Source organism: Bacillus haikouensis, assembly GCF_013179555.1.
Taxonomy (GTDB): domain Bacteria; phylum Bacillota; class Bacilli; order Bacillales; family Bacillaceae_B; genus Rossellomorea; species Rossellomorea haikouensis_A.
This window is the reverse complement of sequence record NZ_JABMCR010000105.1, coordinates 1-13,382: the sequence shown is the minus strand read 5'-3', so window position 1 is coordinate 13,382 and position 13,382 is coordinate 1. Positions and strand designations below refer to the sequence as shown.

The window sequence follows — 13,382 nt, the reverse complement described above, 5'->3', positions numbered from 1 at the left end:
GATGTTTACATGAATAAAGAACTAACTGTTCATACTGAGATTTTAATTGATGCACCAACTGCTAATGTATGGGAGATTCTTGTTAATCCTAAGTACGTAGCTCAATGGGATGAACTACCTGAAGGTTACCCCCAGGAACGTATGACCACTGGAAGTAAGGTGGTATGGGATCTTCCAAATGGTGAGCAGTCCATAACAAAATTGATTAAAGCGGATGAAGAGACTGAATTAGTGATCGCGCTTTACGGTACAGGATGGGAATTGAAACCTGATGAAGGAGACGTTGCCTATCATTACAATCTCCGAGCTGAAGGTGACAAGACGTTACTGGAAATAAAGATTGGCGATTTCTCTCTTATTAAAGATGGGCAAATGTATTACGAGGCGTCAGTAGAATTTGCCGATATCTCCAAAACAATCATTAAAGAACTTGCAGAAAGTCTGTAACCAGTAAGAAAGACAGATGTCACAGGTTGATTGCCAGACTACTGCTCCATGGAAACAGGCTCGGAGTTTACGTTCAATAGCCAAGAAAAAAGTTTAAGGTTAAATTCATTCTTTGAAGGTCGGTTCAACACAGGCAAAAGAGCAAACAAAGATCGTTTGCTCTTTTAATAGCTATAAAATGTGGTTTAGTTATTTTGCTTAGTCTATATAAGTCAGATACTGTCTGCTTATCGCTTATAACCTGGCTGATACGCTCCAGCAACTCCTTGTGATGGAGAGCCATTCCCCTGTCCCGGCCATGACCCTGGCCCTGACCCTGGTCCTGGCCCTGGTCCAGGTCCAGGCATATAAGCTCCCGCCACACCTGGTCCCATATTGAAGTTTTGATTTGTTGAAACATTTTCAGCCGATTGAGTGTGTGGAAAATAGTGTTGGTTTTGAATATTCGTATGGTTGACGTTTGTTGTATGGGATGGATGGATATGAGGCTGGACGACAGTATTATAAGTGTGCTGCGTACAACATTTAGTCGGATGAACAATAGCCGGTAATACTTTAGATGGTTGTTGACATTTCCAACGCATTATAAATTCTCCTTTCGATATCGTTTTAAATGACCTATCTGTATCAATATATGTAGGACAAACATCTAACTCTTGGACTAATACCTATTATCTAAAAAACTGTATTTCCATATAGATTGAAAAAGAGCCTGGGACAAAAGTGTTCAAGTCCAAATAAAACCCGAACTAATTTGAATTTAAGGGTTCAAGAGTTCGGGTTTTTATTCGTTTGTTCATATGTCCATTTTGTTTTCAGCTTATTCCAGCGGTTGATTGGAGTGCAAGACGAAGACTCCTGCGGGAAAAGTAGCTTATTAGAAAAGCGGAAGGGCTTTGCTCAGAGGCGGGTGGCATAAATCGAATCGTCCTGGAAGGCGCACTTTGCCTTCTTGGTCGGTTTGGCTTATGACATGTGCCTCTAAGCCCTGCAGCTATACAAGTAAGACCCTATAGGAGACGAACGCGACGAGGAGGCTCACGGGCTGCCCGCGGAAAGCGAAGTCTTGCGCGGAAATCATTAGCGGTATTTAAAGTCGACACTTAAAATGTTCGCCTTTAGGTAGTTGTTTCTTAGTTTTAACTCAGCCTCTTTTTTTCTTATTTAATAAACGACCAGATATAACCATTTAAACATTGAATGTAAACCCTTCCTGACTAACAGGATTGAGAAGTAACCGGGGATAGAAGAAAGTAAACGTTTGCATTTGAATGTAATGATGCGGTAAAATGAGAATAACTCTATTTGGATAGAAAGGATACAGGAGAACACGTATGCCAACATTTACTTTGTAATGATCAATAAATTGGATAGCATCACCCTCAAAAAAACAAATGTTTTTTTCTCAGGGGGTAGTATGCCCATTTTTCTCATTACAAAGGAACCAAGCAACCCTGTAGTCTCGATGCGATAGGAGGTCCTTGTATAGGATCTCCTTTTTTGTTTTTTCAATTTTATGTTATATGCGCTGCAAGTTATCCAAATAGATGCTTGTGTTCCTTTATCTTATAAAGAGGTGAAGGATTAAATGTTAAATATGACTTTCCACTGGAAACTTTCTCAAATACAAGAACGAACTGTAAAGAAGCACTGTAAAATGTGCGGCAATATATCCGTTTTCACGGACACCAATGTGCAAAGGCATAACGCGAACGGAAAAAGTATATACAAATATGCGATCTATAAATGCGAAAAAAATCATACCTGGAACAAAAAGTTAGCTATTTATAAATCGTTCTCAGAGCATGTAACTGAGGGTGAGGAGCAGACAGAAGAATCATCCATTATGCCAGCCATTCCCATAACCAGCTTAACTGAGCAAGGAGTAAAGGTGGTCCACATTGTACTGGATGATGTGATAGGGAAACATCGAATTGATAAAGTGCTTGCAAACCAAATTGAGGACTGGACTCGATCACAGATCATGGAAAAGATTGAAAAAGGAACGATACAAATAAATGAACAAGTCATCAAACCAAGTACACGATTGTCAAAGGGAAAACGCATTTCCATTTTCATTTGATGAAAAACGTTTAGCAGCAATTGTGAATAGGGACTGATATATAAAATATGGAGGTGAAACAGATGGTGATAAGGGGATAGGCAGCCTCCTGAAATAGATGTTGTTTTAATCTTAGGAGGCTGACTTACTATTTAGGAGTGGTAAAAACGATGAAGCAAAACAAGTATGATAATGTGAATTTCTTTTCTGAATATAAAAAAATGGCACGTTCAGTCCAAGGCCTTGAAGGCGCGGGAGAGTGGCATGTATTAAAAGCTCTCTTACCCGAACTCCGAGATAAACGTGTACTTGATTTGGGATGCGGTTTCGGTTGGCATTGCCGGTATGCCCGTGAACAAGAAGCAAGGTCTGTGATTGGGGTAGACTTATCTGATAAGATGCTTCAACAGGCTCGTGAAATGACAAATGATGAATTAATTTCATACATTAAAATGCCAATTGAAGACATCCATTTTTCGGACTCTCCATTTGATGTGGTCATTAGTTCATTGGCTTTTCACTATATTCAGTCGTTTGAATCAATCTGTAAGAAGGTCTATGATAGTCTGAAACCTGGTGGTTCTTTTGTATTTTCAGTTGAACATCCAGTTTTCACTTCACGAAATGAACAAGATTGGTATTATGATGACAAAGGAAACCGCCTGCATTGGGCAGTTGACAATTATCAACAGGAAGGTTTGCGTGAGACATCATTCCTAACTGAAAACGTTATAAAATATCATCGTACATTATCTACGTACATCAATGACTTAATCAGTGCCGGTTTTAATATAAGGGCGGTCAAGGAGCCGATTCCATCTGAGGAAATGTTAAAAAGTATTCCTGAAATGAAAGATGAACTCCGCAGACCTATGTTCCTGCTAATCTCAGCAGAAAAGTAAATATTTTTTATACGCCCCTCCGCTCCTTCGGGATCAGGGGCGTTTTTCTTATTCCGTGCAAGACGAAGACTTCCTCGGAAATCATTAGCAGTGGTTTTATAGTTTTGTCCCAGACTCTTTATCTCCAGCATAATTTGATGATGTACTGGAATGGGTGAGTATGCAGTCCAATACTCTTTCTGTAAAGGGCATAAAGTAATTAAGTATCAGCCCACCTAAACAAACCGTTAACAATGTGCCAACTCCAATTGGTCCATTTACGATCATTGCCATGATCAAGAATACGAAGTAAATGAATGTTCTCGAGTAAAATATATTTGTTCCAGTTAATTCTTGCAGGATTAATGTTAATCGGTCAATTGGAATCGGTGCGAAATTTGTGTGTAAATACGTTGCAGTGCCTAATCCTATAAAAACCAAGCCAATCCCCAAACAAACAACTTTGCTGTACCATAGTTCAGGCGTTATCAAATTGTGCAAAATAAAAAGCCACATATCAATACCAATCCCCGTTATGAATGCTGTTAACAATCCCAAAACTTCTGGTCTTTGTCTTTTTAAAAGCGAATTACAACCTATCAGAATGAAAGCCAGTATGATTTCCCAGCTTCCCACAGTTAGCCCCGCATTTATGGACAGTCCTACCAAAAGGGCATCAAAAGGTGAAGTTCCGAGATCTGATTGTATAGTGAATGATACACCAAGGGTCACTGTTAAAATTCCTGCTGCATAAAAAAATATTTCACTTAATTTGCCCCCTTTATTTTGCTTTTTATTGCAAATACAACAAAAACAGGTTATATTTACTATATGCTAAAATTATTGCATTTACAACAAAAAGTAGTAAGGAGGCAATCATGAAAGAAATCCTTCGTGAAATTGGAATGATCGCACGTGCTTTAGATTCTATTAGTAATATAGAATTTAAAGAATATGACCTTACAAAAGGGCAGTATTTGTACCTTGTGCGAATATGTGAAAACCCTGGAATCATTCAAGAAAAGTTAGCTGAATTAATAAAAGTAGACAGAACAACAGCAGCTCGTGCTATTAAAAAACTTGAAATAAACGGCTTTATTGAAAAAAGAGACGATCAACTTAATAAAAAAATTAAGAAACTCTTTCCAACAGATAAGGGAAAACATGTATATCCATTTATAAAAAGAGAAAATGATTACTCCAATGATGTCGCATTAGATGGATTTTCCGAAGAAGAAGTCGAAAACATATTTCATCTTCTGCAAAGAGTAAGGAAAAATGTAGAAGTCGATTGGGAATTTGTAAAAAAGGGGAACAAGAGAAATTACTGAAATCCATAAAGGAGTGAAATAGTATGATGACGATAAAAATAGAAAAATGTACGCTTAAAGACTCACACCAACTTCAAGAAGTTAGTTGTGAAACATTTAGTGAGACTTTCAAAAATCAGAATACAGCCGAAAACATGAACGCCTATTTGGAAAAGGCATTCAACCTGCAGCAATTGGAGAAAGAATTATCTAATCCTTCATCTCAGTTCTTTTTTATTTACTTAAGTAATGAGCTCGCTGGATATTTAAAGATCAATCTTAACGATGCTCAATCTGAAGAAATGAGTGACGAATATCTGGAGATTGAGAGGATCTATATAAAGAGCCACTTTCATCACCTTGGGCTGGGTAAATCTCTCCTGAATAAAGCAACAGACCTCGCTATGGAATTCAGCAAGAAGAAAATCTGGCTGGGCGTATGGGAGAAGAATGAAAATGCTATTGCGTTTTATAAGAAACTGGGTTTTGTTCAAACTGGATCCCACTTTTTTTATATGGGTGATGAAGAACAAATGGACATTATAATGACTAAAAGTTTAGGGTAAGGAGATCTATCCACCCCCTTGACAATAAAGACAAACTCTATTATCTTTATAAAAAACTTACTACACACTCAATTCGTATAACTCCAATAATATGGTTTGGAGGTCTCTACCAGGAACCAATAAATCCTGATTACGAAGAAGATACAAACATTTTATTTGTATTTTCTTCGTAATCAGGATTTTTTTTTGATAATAGAGGAGGTACAACAATGAATTTTTCTGTAATGCCTAAAATTGAGCTTCACTGCCATTTGGATGGGAGTGTCAGACCCGGGACGATCATTGATATCGCAAAGAGAGAAGGGATCAGTATACCTTCCTTTGATAGGGAAGAGATTAAAGAAGAACTGATTGCCCCGTTAGACTGCAAATCTTTAGATGAATATTTAAAGAAATTTTCCATCCCTAATGCAGTCATGCAGTCAAAAGGAAATCTAAGGAGAATTACCTTTGAGCTTTTTGAAGATGCTGCAATGGAAAATGTGAAATATATGGAGGTTCGATTTGCCCCATTACTTCATACGCGAATGGGATTATCTGTAGAAGAAATCATTCAAAGCGTGATAGAGGGTATGAAAGAGGCCGAAGAACAATTTGATATTAAAGGAAATATCATCTTGTCATGTATGAGAACGATGTCGGTGGAGAGTGCTTTTGAGGTCGTCGAAAGAGGTAAGAAATTCCTTGGGAAAGGGGTTGTCGCGATTGATTTGTGTGCTTCTGAAGAAGAAGGTTTTTGCGGTAAGTTCATAGAACCAATCGCATTGGCCAGAGAATATGGCTACAGAGTCACGATCCATGCCGGTGAAACGGGCATCGGGACAAACGTCCTCGAAGCTGTTGAATGGCTGGGTGCTGAAAGGATTGGACACGGTGTATTCATTAAAAACTGCCCTGAAGCTTATAATCTTGTAAAGGAAAAACAGATCGTGCTTGAAATGTGTCCAACAAGCAATATCCAAACAAAAGCAGTAAACCACTTTAGTAATCATCCAATCTGCGATTTTCAAAGGGACGGGATAAAAGTAACCGTTAATACGGACAACAGAACGGTATCAGACACTACGATGGCGAAGGAATGTGATTTAGTCTGTACTGAATTTGCCATGAGTGATGAAGAGTATAAACAGATCTACATGAATAGTGTGCAAGCCTCGTTTGCAAAGGAGAAGACAAAGGAAAAACTGATGAAATATCTACTGGATATCTAAACGTTTAGTGTGGAATCCGCATCAGGTTCTATGTGTAAGTGTTATGGGGGGATTTGAGGAGGCTGACCTAACCGCCCGCAGTAAGTGAAGTCATGCAGGAAATCAACAGAGGTATTGAAAGCCCGTCTATTCCGGGATCGTTCGTCTTTAAAGTGTCATGTTTTAGCTGTGTCCCCGCCTCGTTTTTTTGGGAGTCGAATTGCGATTGAAATTATAACTATTAACAGTGTGCTTTTTCATATATACTTTATTTATTCTCTATAAACTACAGGAAGTGTTTAATGATGATTGATGATTTAAAATCAGATTGCAAGAATTGCTTTGGATTGTGCTGCGCAGCATTGCCTTATGCAGAATCAGCAGATTTTCCATACAATAAAGACGGAGGTGAACCTTGCCGGCATTTAGGTTCAAGCAATTTGTGCTCGATACATGACGAGTTAAGAGAACAGGGCTTTCGTGGTTGTGTGTCTTATGAATGTTTTGGTGCCGGTCAGCATGTTTCACAGAATATTTATAAGGGTGGGGACTGGCGTGAAGACGCAAAACGTGCTGAAGAAATGTTTGACGTATTCCCTCGTGTCCAGCAATTGCATGAAATGCTCTGGTATCTGAAACAAGCTCTTGCCTTAGAGGAAACCCGGTCATTGCATCCCAGTCTTCAAAACATGTACGAAGAAACGGTTGAGCTAACCATAAAAACACCTCAGGAGATAGCAGAAATAGATATTGTCGCCCATCGAAGCAATGTGAATGCGCTGTTGATAGAGACAAGCAAATTGTATCGCGCAGACCTTATGAATAAGACTAAAAAGAAAAGAAAAAAGAAAGGCTTGGATTACTTGGGAGCAGACCTGAAAGGGTTGGATTTACAAGGTGAAGATTTTAGAGGAACACTGATGATTGCAGCTAATTTAAGCCATAGTAATTTGAGGAAGGCTGATTTTATTGGTGCAGACCTCAGAGACGCAGAGTTAAGTGGTGCTAACTTGAAAGAAGCTCTTTTTCTAACACAATCCCAAATCAATTCCGCAAGGGGGGATAACGGCACCCAAATCCCCGGCTATCTGGAAAAACCAAGCCATTGGTTGAACTAGAGGACTCCCATGCAGTTTTGATTGATAAGAGATTTTACAAGCTTCATAGAAAATGTTCAGTTTATTTGGTATATTTAGTTCAAAACTGATGGGGGGAATAGAATTGAAGAAAGTTCATTCGTTTGCTAAATCGGTTCATACCTCATGCAAAGCCTGATGGAATGCGATACTTTGTATGAGGATAATATGAAATCGCGATAAGTAAAATACATTCTATTACATTAGGCTTTGCACCTTATTTATAAAAAATCAATAAGGGGCCATCAAAATGAGCTATGTCAAAGCCAATCACATTTTACCTGAAGACCTGTTAAAGGAGTTACAAAAGTACGTGCAAGGAAAGACCCTGTATATCCCTAAAGAAAAATGTAATCATCAAGAATGGGGCTCTCGTTCCGGAGAGAGAAAGAGAATAGATCAAAGAAATCGACGTATTAAAGAGCAGTTTAATTCCGGCACAACCATTATACAGTTGGCTAATGACTATTTCCTTTCCACAGAAACGATAAAAAGTATTGTATACTCCAAAAAATAATGAGTAAAAACTAACGATCTCCTTTGAGGTGGTTAGTTTTTTTATGGTGACTTTTAGTAGTAAAAATAATTGCTATATAATCTCGTTCAGAATTCACTTACTATTAAGATAGTTAGGCGAATCCAGACTGTATATAGTTCTGGATAAGAATGGAGGAATCACGTTGAACGAGAACATGGAACTAAAAAAGATAATCGATGAAAGTAGTCATAAGGTTGGTTTGTCTGGAGTTGTTTATGTAAAGAAAGGGAACGTAGTCGTATCAGAAAGTGCTTATGACTATGCCAATAGAGTTGAAGAATTGCCTAATACGATCCATACCCGCTTTGGGATAGCTTCAGGTTGCAAGCTGTTTACAGCAATAGGAATTTGTCAACTAGTTGAAAAGGGTGTGCTCTCTTTTGATACTCCTTTAAAGGAATGCCTGGATATTCATTTTCCTCATTTTAGTAAGTCCATTACCATACACCATTTATTAACTCATACTTCCGGAATACCGGATTACTTTGATGAAGAAATAATGGATGATTATGAAGACTTGTGGAAGGAAAAGCCGGTTTATCACATGAAGTCGCTAAAAGACTTTTTACCGCTTTTTCAATCTAATAAGATGAAGTTTGAACCAGGTGAAAGATTTCACTATAATAATGCCGGTTATATCCTTTTGGGATTGATCATCGAACAACAAACAAATAAAGGTTTTGCTGATTATATTGAATCAGAAGTATTTCAGAAGGCAGATATGGAGAGATCAGGTTATTTTTCAATGGATGAACTTCCTCGTAACACGGCAATGGGATATATACACAACAAACAGGAGAATACATGGAGAACAAACATATACTCTATCCCGGCAAAAGGCGGTTCTGATGGCGGTGCATTTACAACGGCTCCCGATATGATCAAGCTTTGGGAATCATTATTTGACTTTACATTATTAAATGAGGATACGACACGGAAATTATTAACTCCCCATGTACTTGTAAAGGGAGAAGTTCACTACGGTTATGGCATATGGATGAATAAAAAGAATGAAGACATTTATAAATATCATGTGATGGGCTATGATCCCGGGGTGAGTTTTCGAGCATCAATCTATCCTGATATTCATTTAAAAGTGGTCATTCCATCTAATAATGAATCTGATCCTTTTGATATAACAAAAGCAATCGAAGATTATTTTTTAAATTGAATTGAAAATCGGGGCAGAACTTGTACAGGGAAAGTGATCCTGTCATCATCTGTCCATAAAAAATGGGTTAACAAATATATTGGCTGACTCTATAACTGGAGAGGACAATAGCTGAAGATCAGTCAGGATCTTCAGCTATTTCTAATTACTGAAACTTTATTAAGTAACACCCGAAAGTCATGTAAGGGTGGTGGGCGCAGGGGGAATTGCAGTTGCACCAGCTCTTGGTTTATTTGATAAAAAAGAAAAATCAAAGAATTAATCCAGCTTACGTAAATTAGTCTTTCTTAATAGCTGCCAACCCCGAGGCAGCTTTTTTAGTTGCAGTTTTTGGCTTTCTCAGTAGTGATCACTTAGGTTATCAAACATATTTAGTATTTCTCTGCACATATTGTATATATTGATAATAGTATGATAACTATAATATTACCTTGACTGTCATAGTAATATAATGCATAATGTAAATATGGAGGTGGTTCTTTGAGCAAGAACAAAATCACATCCGACCTGCTGCGCGGCCATACCGATACGATGATTTTAAGGCTTTTATCCGAAGCTGATCGTTACGGTTACGAAATTGTTAAGGTCATTGCCGAACGGTCGGACGGAAAATATGAGTTAAAGGAAGCGACAATGTACTCAAGCGTTCGCCGACTTGAAGCAGATGGTGATATTGAGTGGTACTGGGGCGATGGATCTCAGGGAGGACGGCGTAAGTATTTCAGGATTACCGAGAAAGGTAAATCCACCTACGTCAACAACAAAAGCAATTGGGAGTATGCAAAGCGTGTACTCGATAACTTATTATAAGGAGATGTTTGATATGAACGAGAAATTAAATCAATACGTGGCCGGCGTTTTTGCACGTTATGATGGGATAAAAAGTGTCGACGAATTAAAGGCTGATCTGCTTGCCGATTTACAGGAGCGGTTCCTCGAGCTAAAGGAAGAAGGAAAAGACGATGAAACAGCCTTTGAGATGACAGTTGACAGCATCGGCGACATCGAACAGACGGTGCAGGAGGTTGCGAACCTCTCCCGATCACTGGAGCGTCAGGTGCTGACAAACTTCAGTTCGAGCAATTTATCAAATAGTGACTTTGCGGGTGTTACCGCACATAAAGGAGAATTCAAAGGGAGCGCATTGCGGGGTTCGGACTTTGAAGGCTCGGATCTGACCGGCAGCTCATTTAAGAGCAGCGATGTGCGTGAAGCCAATTTCGACAGGGCCAATCTGACAGACTGCACCTTCTCTACCCTGGATCTTACGGATTCAAGCTTCAACAAATCAACCCTTGTGCGTACAGACTTCAGTAAATCCGGGCTGAATGGAGTCAAGTTCAAAGGGGTAACACTGACCGATGTCAAGCTGACCGTGACCGACCTTAGAAAAACAATCTTTGATCATTGTGTTTTTGACGGTGTGGACTTCACATTCTCTGACCTGAGGGGACAGTGCTTCGACGGACTTACCTTCATTGGTGTTAAGTTTGACAAGGCGGCACTGAACGACGTTACTTTTAAGGGCGCGACACTTAAGAATGTATCTTTCAAGGGTGGTACCTTTTCTAAGAAATATTACCGTGCCATTAAAACGATCAGCTTTGATGGTGCCATGATGGATAAGTTGACCTATGCTGCTCTCAAAGGGATAGAAGCTGATGTATCAAAAGTTACTGTGATATAAGGGGGAGAAGAGCATGCAAAACACATCCATTCAAGTAAGCGGATTGCAAAAATCATACAAGAATCTACATGTATTAAAGGGGGTAGATTTCGAGGTTGAAAGTGGCAGCATTTTCGCCCTCCTCGGCTCCAACGGCGCAGGTAAAACCACGATTGTCAAAATCCTCACCACGCTGATGAAACCGGACGCTGGGACCGCCTTCGTAAACGGGTTCGACGTTGTTTCAAAGGCCGGCAATGTGCGGCAGTCCATCAGCTTGACCGGGCAATTTGCCGCGGTGGATGAGGTTTTAACCGGGCGGGAAAATCTTATCATGATTGCCAGGCTGCGACATCTTCATCATCCGCGCCAGGTTACGGATGATTTGCTGAGACGCTTCGGTTTGACGGATGCTGCTGACCGGAAGACGTCCACTTATTCAGGCGGTATGCGGCGGAGACTCGATATTGCCATGAGCCTTGTGGGGAAACCGGAGATCATTTTCCTCGACGAACCGACCACCGGGCTTGATCCCGAGGCACGCATTGAGGTTTGGAAGATCGTTAAAGAACTGGCTGAAAACGGCACGACTGTTTTCTTGACCACACAGTATTTGGAGGAAGCTGAACAGCTTGCTGATCGAATCGCCATTCTGCATGAGGGGAAAGTGATCGCCAATGGGACAATGGAGGAACTGAAAAAGCTGCTCCCGCCGGCAAAGGTGGAATACGTCGAAAAACAACCTTCATTGGAGGAGATATTCCTCGCAATCACTAGAAAGAAGGAGGAAAAATAAAAATGAATACACACTTTTTCAGTGACATGGGTGTTATGCTTGGACGTTCCATGCGTCATATTTTGCGAAGTATGGACACGATCATTACGGTCACCATCATGCCGATTGGTTTTATGCTGCTGTTCGTATATGTGTTTGGCGGAGCGATCCAAACCGGTACGGATAATTATGTGAACTATCTTATGCCCGGAATACTGCTGATCGCGATTGCAAGTGGGATATCGTATACGGCTTACCGCCTGTTTTTAGATATGCAGCGGGGGATATTTGAGCGGTTCCACTCCATGCCGATTGCGCGTTCCACCGTCCTGTGGGGGCACGTATTGACCTCATTGGTATCCAACTCCATTTCTGTTGTCGTCATCATTCTTGTTGCTCTCATGATGGGCTTTCGCTCATCAGCGGGGATCCTGTCATGGCTCGCCGTTGCCGGTATACTTGCACTGTTTACTCTTGCCTTGACTTGGATTGCGGCGGTTGCCGGACTAACAGCAAAATCGGTGGATGGAGCCAGTGCCTTTTCCTATCCGTTACTCTTCCTTCCGTTTATCAGTTCAGCGTTTGTACCGACCGAATCGATGCCGTCCGGAGTTCGCGCCTTTGCCGAAAATCAACCGGTAACGTCAATTGTGGAATCCATTCGCAAGCTCCTATCAGGTCAGCCTGCGGGTAATGATATATGGGTTGCTCTTGCTTGGTGTGTTGGCATTATGCTCGTTGCATATATCTTTGCGATGAGGGTGTATAAAAAGCGGGTATAAAAAAGATAAATTCCGTTTAAGGGTGCATGACCTATAGAATGACAATAGAAATGTCCTGAGAATTGGTGCAGGGCGTTTTTTTTATATGTAATAAAATAAATAACTTGATTTTAATTGACTGATATAATACAATTCAAATCGTAATGGTTACGATTTAATTCAATGGGGAAAAGGAGTATTTGAAGTTCATTATAGGTGGTGGAATCATGGCCGGATACAATGATAACAGAGTGGGGAGGGCAAAAGGATTCGGCATAATTTTGCTTCAGGAGACATAATCTTGGGCCGTAAAAAGCAAATGCGGGACCGATCAACGAGAAACGGCAGATGCAGATATGGTAAGAGACAAAAATAAGAATAACATTAGGATGGACAGCACTATTAATCGTAACTACATACAAAAATAAGAACGAAACAATCCTGATGATTTACTAAGTCTATAAAGCAGACATACATTCCATTGAACATATTTTTTTAGAGTTTAAATCGTAATCATTTCGTTTTGAAGGCAGATCATATAATTGGAGGAGAAAAAATGTTTAAGAGAATAGTAGGTTGTCTAAGTTTAGTAACTCTTATTGTAGGTGCAGCAGCCTGTGGTAATGTGGAGACAAATAGCAATGAAGATAACAATGATTCAATGAATTCAAATGAAGTGTTGAAGGTCTCTGCTACTGTTTATCCCCTGCAATATTTTGCTGAACAGATTGCAGGGGATGAAGCGGTGGTGGAGTCGATCCTGCCGCCGGGTTCCGACCCTCATCATTATGAACCAACGACGAAAGAGATGGTGAAAATCGCTGAATCCGATGCTTTAATTTATAACGGAGCTGGCCTGGAACCTTTTGCAGAGCAAAT

Annotated in this window: 16 protein-coding genes and 1 riboswitch; of the genes, 14 read left to right on the top strand and 2 right to left on the bottom strand. The window is 39.9% G+C overall.

Features of this window, described 5'->3' with window-relative positions; translation table 11 throughout:
- Positions 1-447, top strand: a 447-nt coding sequence (locus HP456_RS11665; protein WP_312857755.1) for an SRPBCC family protein, incomplete at its 5' end; no start/stop codon positions are given.
- Between the two features lie 227 nt (positions 448-674).
- Here HP456_RS11665 and HP456_RS11660 read toward each other — a convergent pair.
- Positions 675-1,031 carry a CotD family spore coat protein gene (locus HP456_RS11660; protein ID WP_172251222.1) on the bottom strand — a complete coding sequence of 119 codons (357 nt, stop codon included), beginning with the start codon at positions 1,029-1,031 and terminating at the stop codon, positions 675-677.
- Positions 1,032-2,035: 1,004 nt separating this feature from the next.
- Between HP456_RS11660 and HP456_RS11655 the strand changes: the two genes are divergently transcribed.
- Together HP456_RS11655 and HP456_RS11650 are read left to right on the top strand one after the other, a co-directional pair.
- A complete protein-coding gene (locus tag HP456_RS11655; RefSeq protein WP_172251220.1) occupies positions 2,036-2,530 on the top strand; it encodes a S4 domain-containing protein in 495 nt (164 codons plus the stop codon).
- A gap of 149 nt (positions 2,531-2,679) precedes the next feature.
- Positions 2,680-3,411 carry a class I SAM-dependent methyltransferase gene (locus HP456_RS11650; RefSeq protein WP_172251218.1) on the top strand — a complete coding sequence of 244 codons (732 nt, stop codon included), beginning with the start codon at positions 2,680-2,682 and terminating at the stop codon, positions 3,409-3,411.
- 96 nt (positions 3,412-3,507) lie between these two features.
- Here the strand turns inward: HP456_RS11650 and HP456_RS11645 are convergent, their stop codons facing one another.
- Positions 3,508-4,152, bottom strand: coding sequence for a YczE/YyaS/YitT family protein (locus HP456_RS11645; RefSeq protein WP_172251230.1), 645 nt, complete (start codon positions 4,150-4,152; stop codon positions 3,508-3,510).
- Between the two features lie 116 nt (positions 4,153-4,268).
- Here HP456_RS11645 and HP456_RS11640 point away from each other — a divergent pair, with 116 nt between their 5' ends.
- The 11 genes from HP456_RS11640 to HP456_RS11590 form a co-directional block, all read left to right on the top strand.
- On the top strand, positions 4,269-4,721 hold the full coding sequence (locus tag HP456_RS11640; protein ID WP_172251216.1) for a MarR family winged helix-turn-helix transcriptional regulator: 453 nt from the start codon (positions 4,269-4,271) through the stop codon (positions 4,719-4,721).
- A 26-nt stretch (positions 4,722-4,747) separates the two neighbouring features.
- On the top strand, positions 4,748-5,266 hold the full coding sequence (gene paiA / locus HP456_RS11635) for a spermidine/spermine N(1)-acetyltransferase (RefSeq protein WP_172251228.1): 519 nt from the start codon (positions 4,748-4,750) through the stop codon (positions 5,264-5,266).
- Between the two features lie 53 nt (positions 5,267-5,319).
- Positions 5,320-5,419, top strand: a riboswitch (purine riboswitch).
- Positions 5,420-5,475: 56 nt separating this feature from the next.
- On the top strand, positions 5,476-6,477 hold the full coding sequence (gene add / locus HP456_RS11630) for an adenosine deaminase (protein WP_172251214.1): 1,002 nt from the start codon (positions 5,476-5,478) through the stop codon (positions 6,475-6,477).
- Between the two features lie 284 nt (positions 6,478-6,761).
- A complete protein-coding gene (locus tag HP456_RS11625; protein WP_172251226.1) occupies positions 6,762-7,574 on the top strand; it encodes a pentapeptide repeat-containing protein in 813 nt (270 codons plus the stop codon).
- 268 nt (positions 7,575-7,842) lie between these two features.
- The gene (locus tag HP456_RS11620) at positions 7,843-8,109 is read left to right on the top strand and encodes a CD3324 family protein (protein ID WP_172251212.1); all 267 of its coding nucleotides are present in this window, start codon (positions 7,843-7,845) and stop codon (positions 8,107-8,109) included.
- Between the two features lie 175 nt (positions 8,110-8,284).
- On the top strand, positions 8,285-9,301 hold the full coding sequence (locus tag HP456_RS11615) for a serine hydrolase domain-containing protein (RefSeq protein ID WP_172251224.1): 1,017 nt from the start codon (positions 8,285-8,287) through the stop codon (positions 9,299-9,301).
- A gap of 480 nt (positions 9,302-9,781) precedes the next feature.
- Positions 9,782-10,111, top strand: a complete 330-nt coding sequence (locus HP456_RS11610; RefSeq protein WP_172251210.1) for a PadR family transcriptional regulator — start codon at positions 9,782-9,784, stop codon at positions 10,109-10,111.
- 13 nt (positions 10,112-10,124) lie between these two features.
- A complete protein-coding gene (locus HP456_RS11605) occupies positions 10,125-10,988 on the top strand; it encodes a pentapeptide repeat-containing protein (RefSeq protein ID WP_172251208.1) in 864 nt (287 codons plus the stop codon).
- 13 nt (positions 10,989-11,001) lie between these two features.
- Positions 11,002-11,763, top strand: coding sequence for an ABC transporter ATP-binding protein (locus tag HP456_RS11600; protein WP_172251206.1), 762 nt, complete (start codon positions 11,002-11,004; stop codon positions 11,761-11,763).
- 2 nt (positions 11,764-11,765) lie between these two features.
- Positions 11,766-12,524: an ABC transporter permease gene (locus HP456_RS11595; protein ID WP_172251204.1), complete on the top strand. Its 759-nt coding sequence runs from the start codon at positions 11,766-11,768 to the stop codon at positions 12,522-12,524.
- A 535-nt stretch (positions 12,525-13,059) separates the two neighbouring features.
- Positions 13,060-13,382, top strand: a 323-nt coding sequence (locus HP456_RS11590) for a metal ABC transporter substrate-binding protein (protein ID WP_172251202.1), incomplete at its 3' end; no start/stop codon positions are given.

Excerpts from the sequence above, each read along its gene's own strand:
- HP456_RS11660 (WP_172251222.1), bottom strand. The coding sequence starts at position 1,031 with ATGCGTTGGAAATGTCAACAACCATCTAAAGTATTACCGGCTATTGTT.
- HP456_RS11655 (WP_172251220.1), top strand. The coding sequence starts at position 2,036 with ATGTTAAATATGACTTTCCACTGGAAACTTTCTCAAATACAAGAACGA.
- HP456_RS11650 (WP_172251218.1), top strand. The coding sequence starts at position 2,680 with ATGAAGCAAAACAAGTATGATAATGTGAATTTCTTTTCTGAATATAAA.
- HP456_RS11640 (WP_172251216.1), top strand. The coding sequence starts at position 4,269 with ATGAAAGAAATCCTTCGTGAAATTGGAATGATCGCACGTGCTTTAGAT.
- paiA (WP_172251228.1), top strand. The coding sequence starts at position 4,748 with ATGACGATAAAAATAGAAAAATGTACGCTTAAAGACTCACACCAACTT.
- add (WP_172251214.1), top strand. The coding sequence starts at position 5,476 with ATGAATTTTTCTGTAATGCCTAAAATTGAGCTTCACTGCCATTTGGAT.
- HP456_RS11625 (WP_172251226.1), top strand. The coding sequence starts at position 6,762 with ATGATTGATGATTTAAAATCAGATTGCAAGAATTGCTTTGGATTGTGC.
- HP456_RS11620 (WP_172251212.1), top strand. The coding sequence starts at position 7,843 with ATGAGCTATGTCAAAGCCAATCACATTTTACCTGAAGACCTGTTAAAG.
- HP456_RS11615 (WP_172251224.1), top strand. The coding sequence starts at position 8,285 with ATGGAACTAAAAAAGATAATCGATGAAAGTAGTCATAAGGTTGGTTTG.
- HP456_RS11605 (WP_172251208.1), top strand. The coding sequence starts at position 10,125 with ATGAACGAGAAATTAAATCAATACGTGGCCGGCGTTTTTGCACGTTAT.
- HP456_RS11600 (WP_172251206.1), top strand. The coding sequence starts at position 11,002 with ATGCAAAACACATCCATTCAAGTAAGCGGATTGCAAAAATCATACAAG.
- HP456_RS11595 (WP_172251204.1), top strand. The coding sequence starts at position 11,766 with ATGAATACACACTTTTTCAGTGACATGGGTGTTATGCTTGGACGTTCC.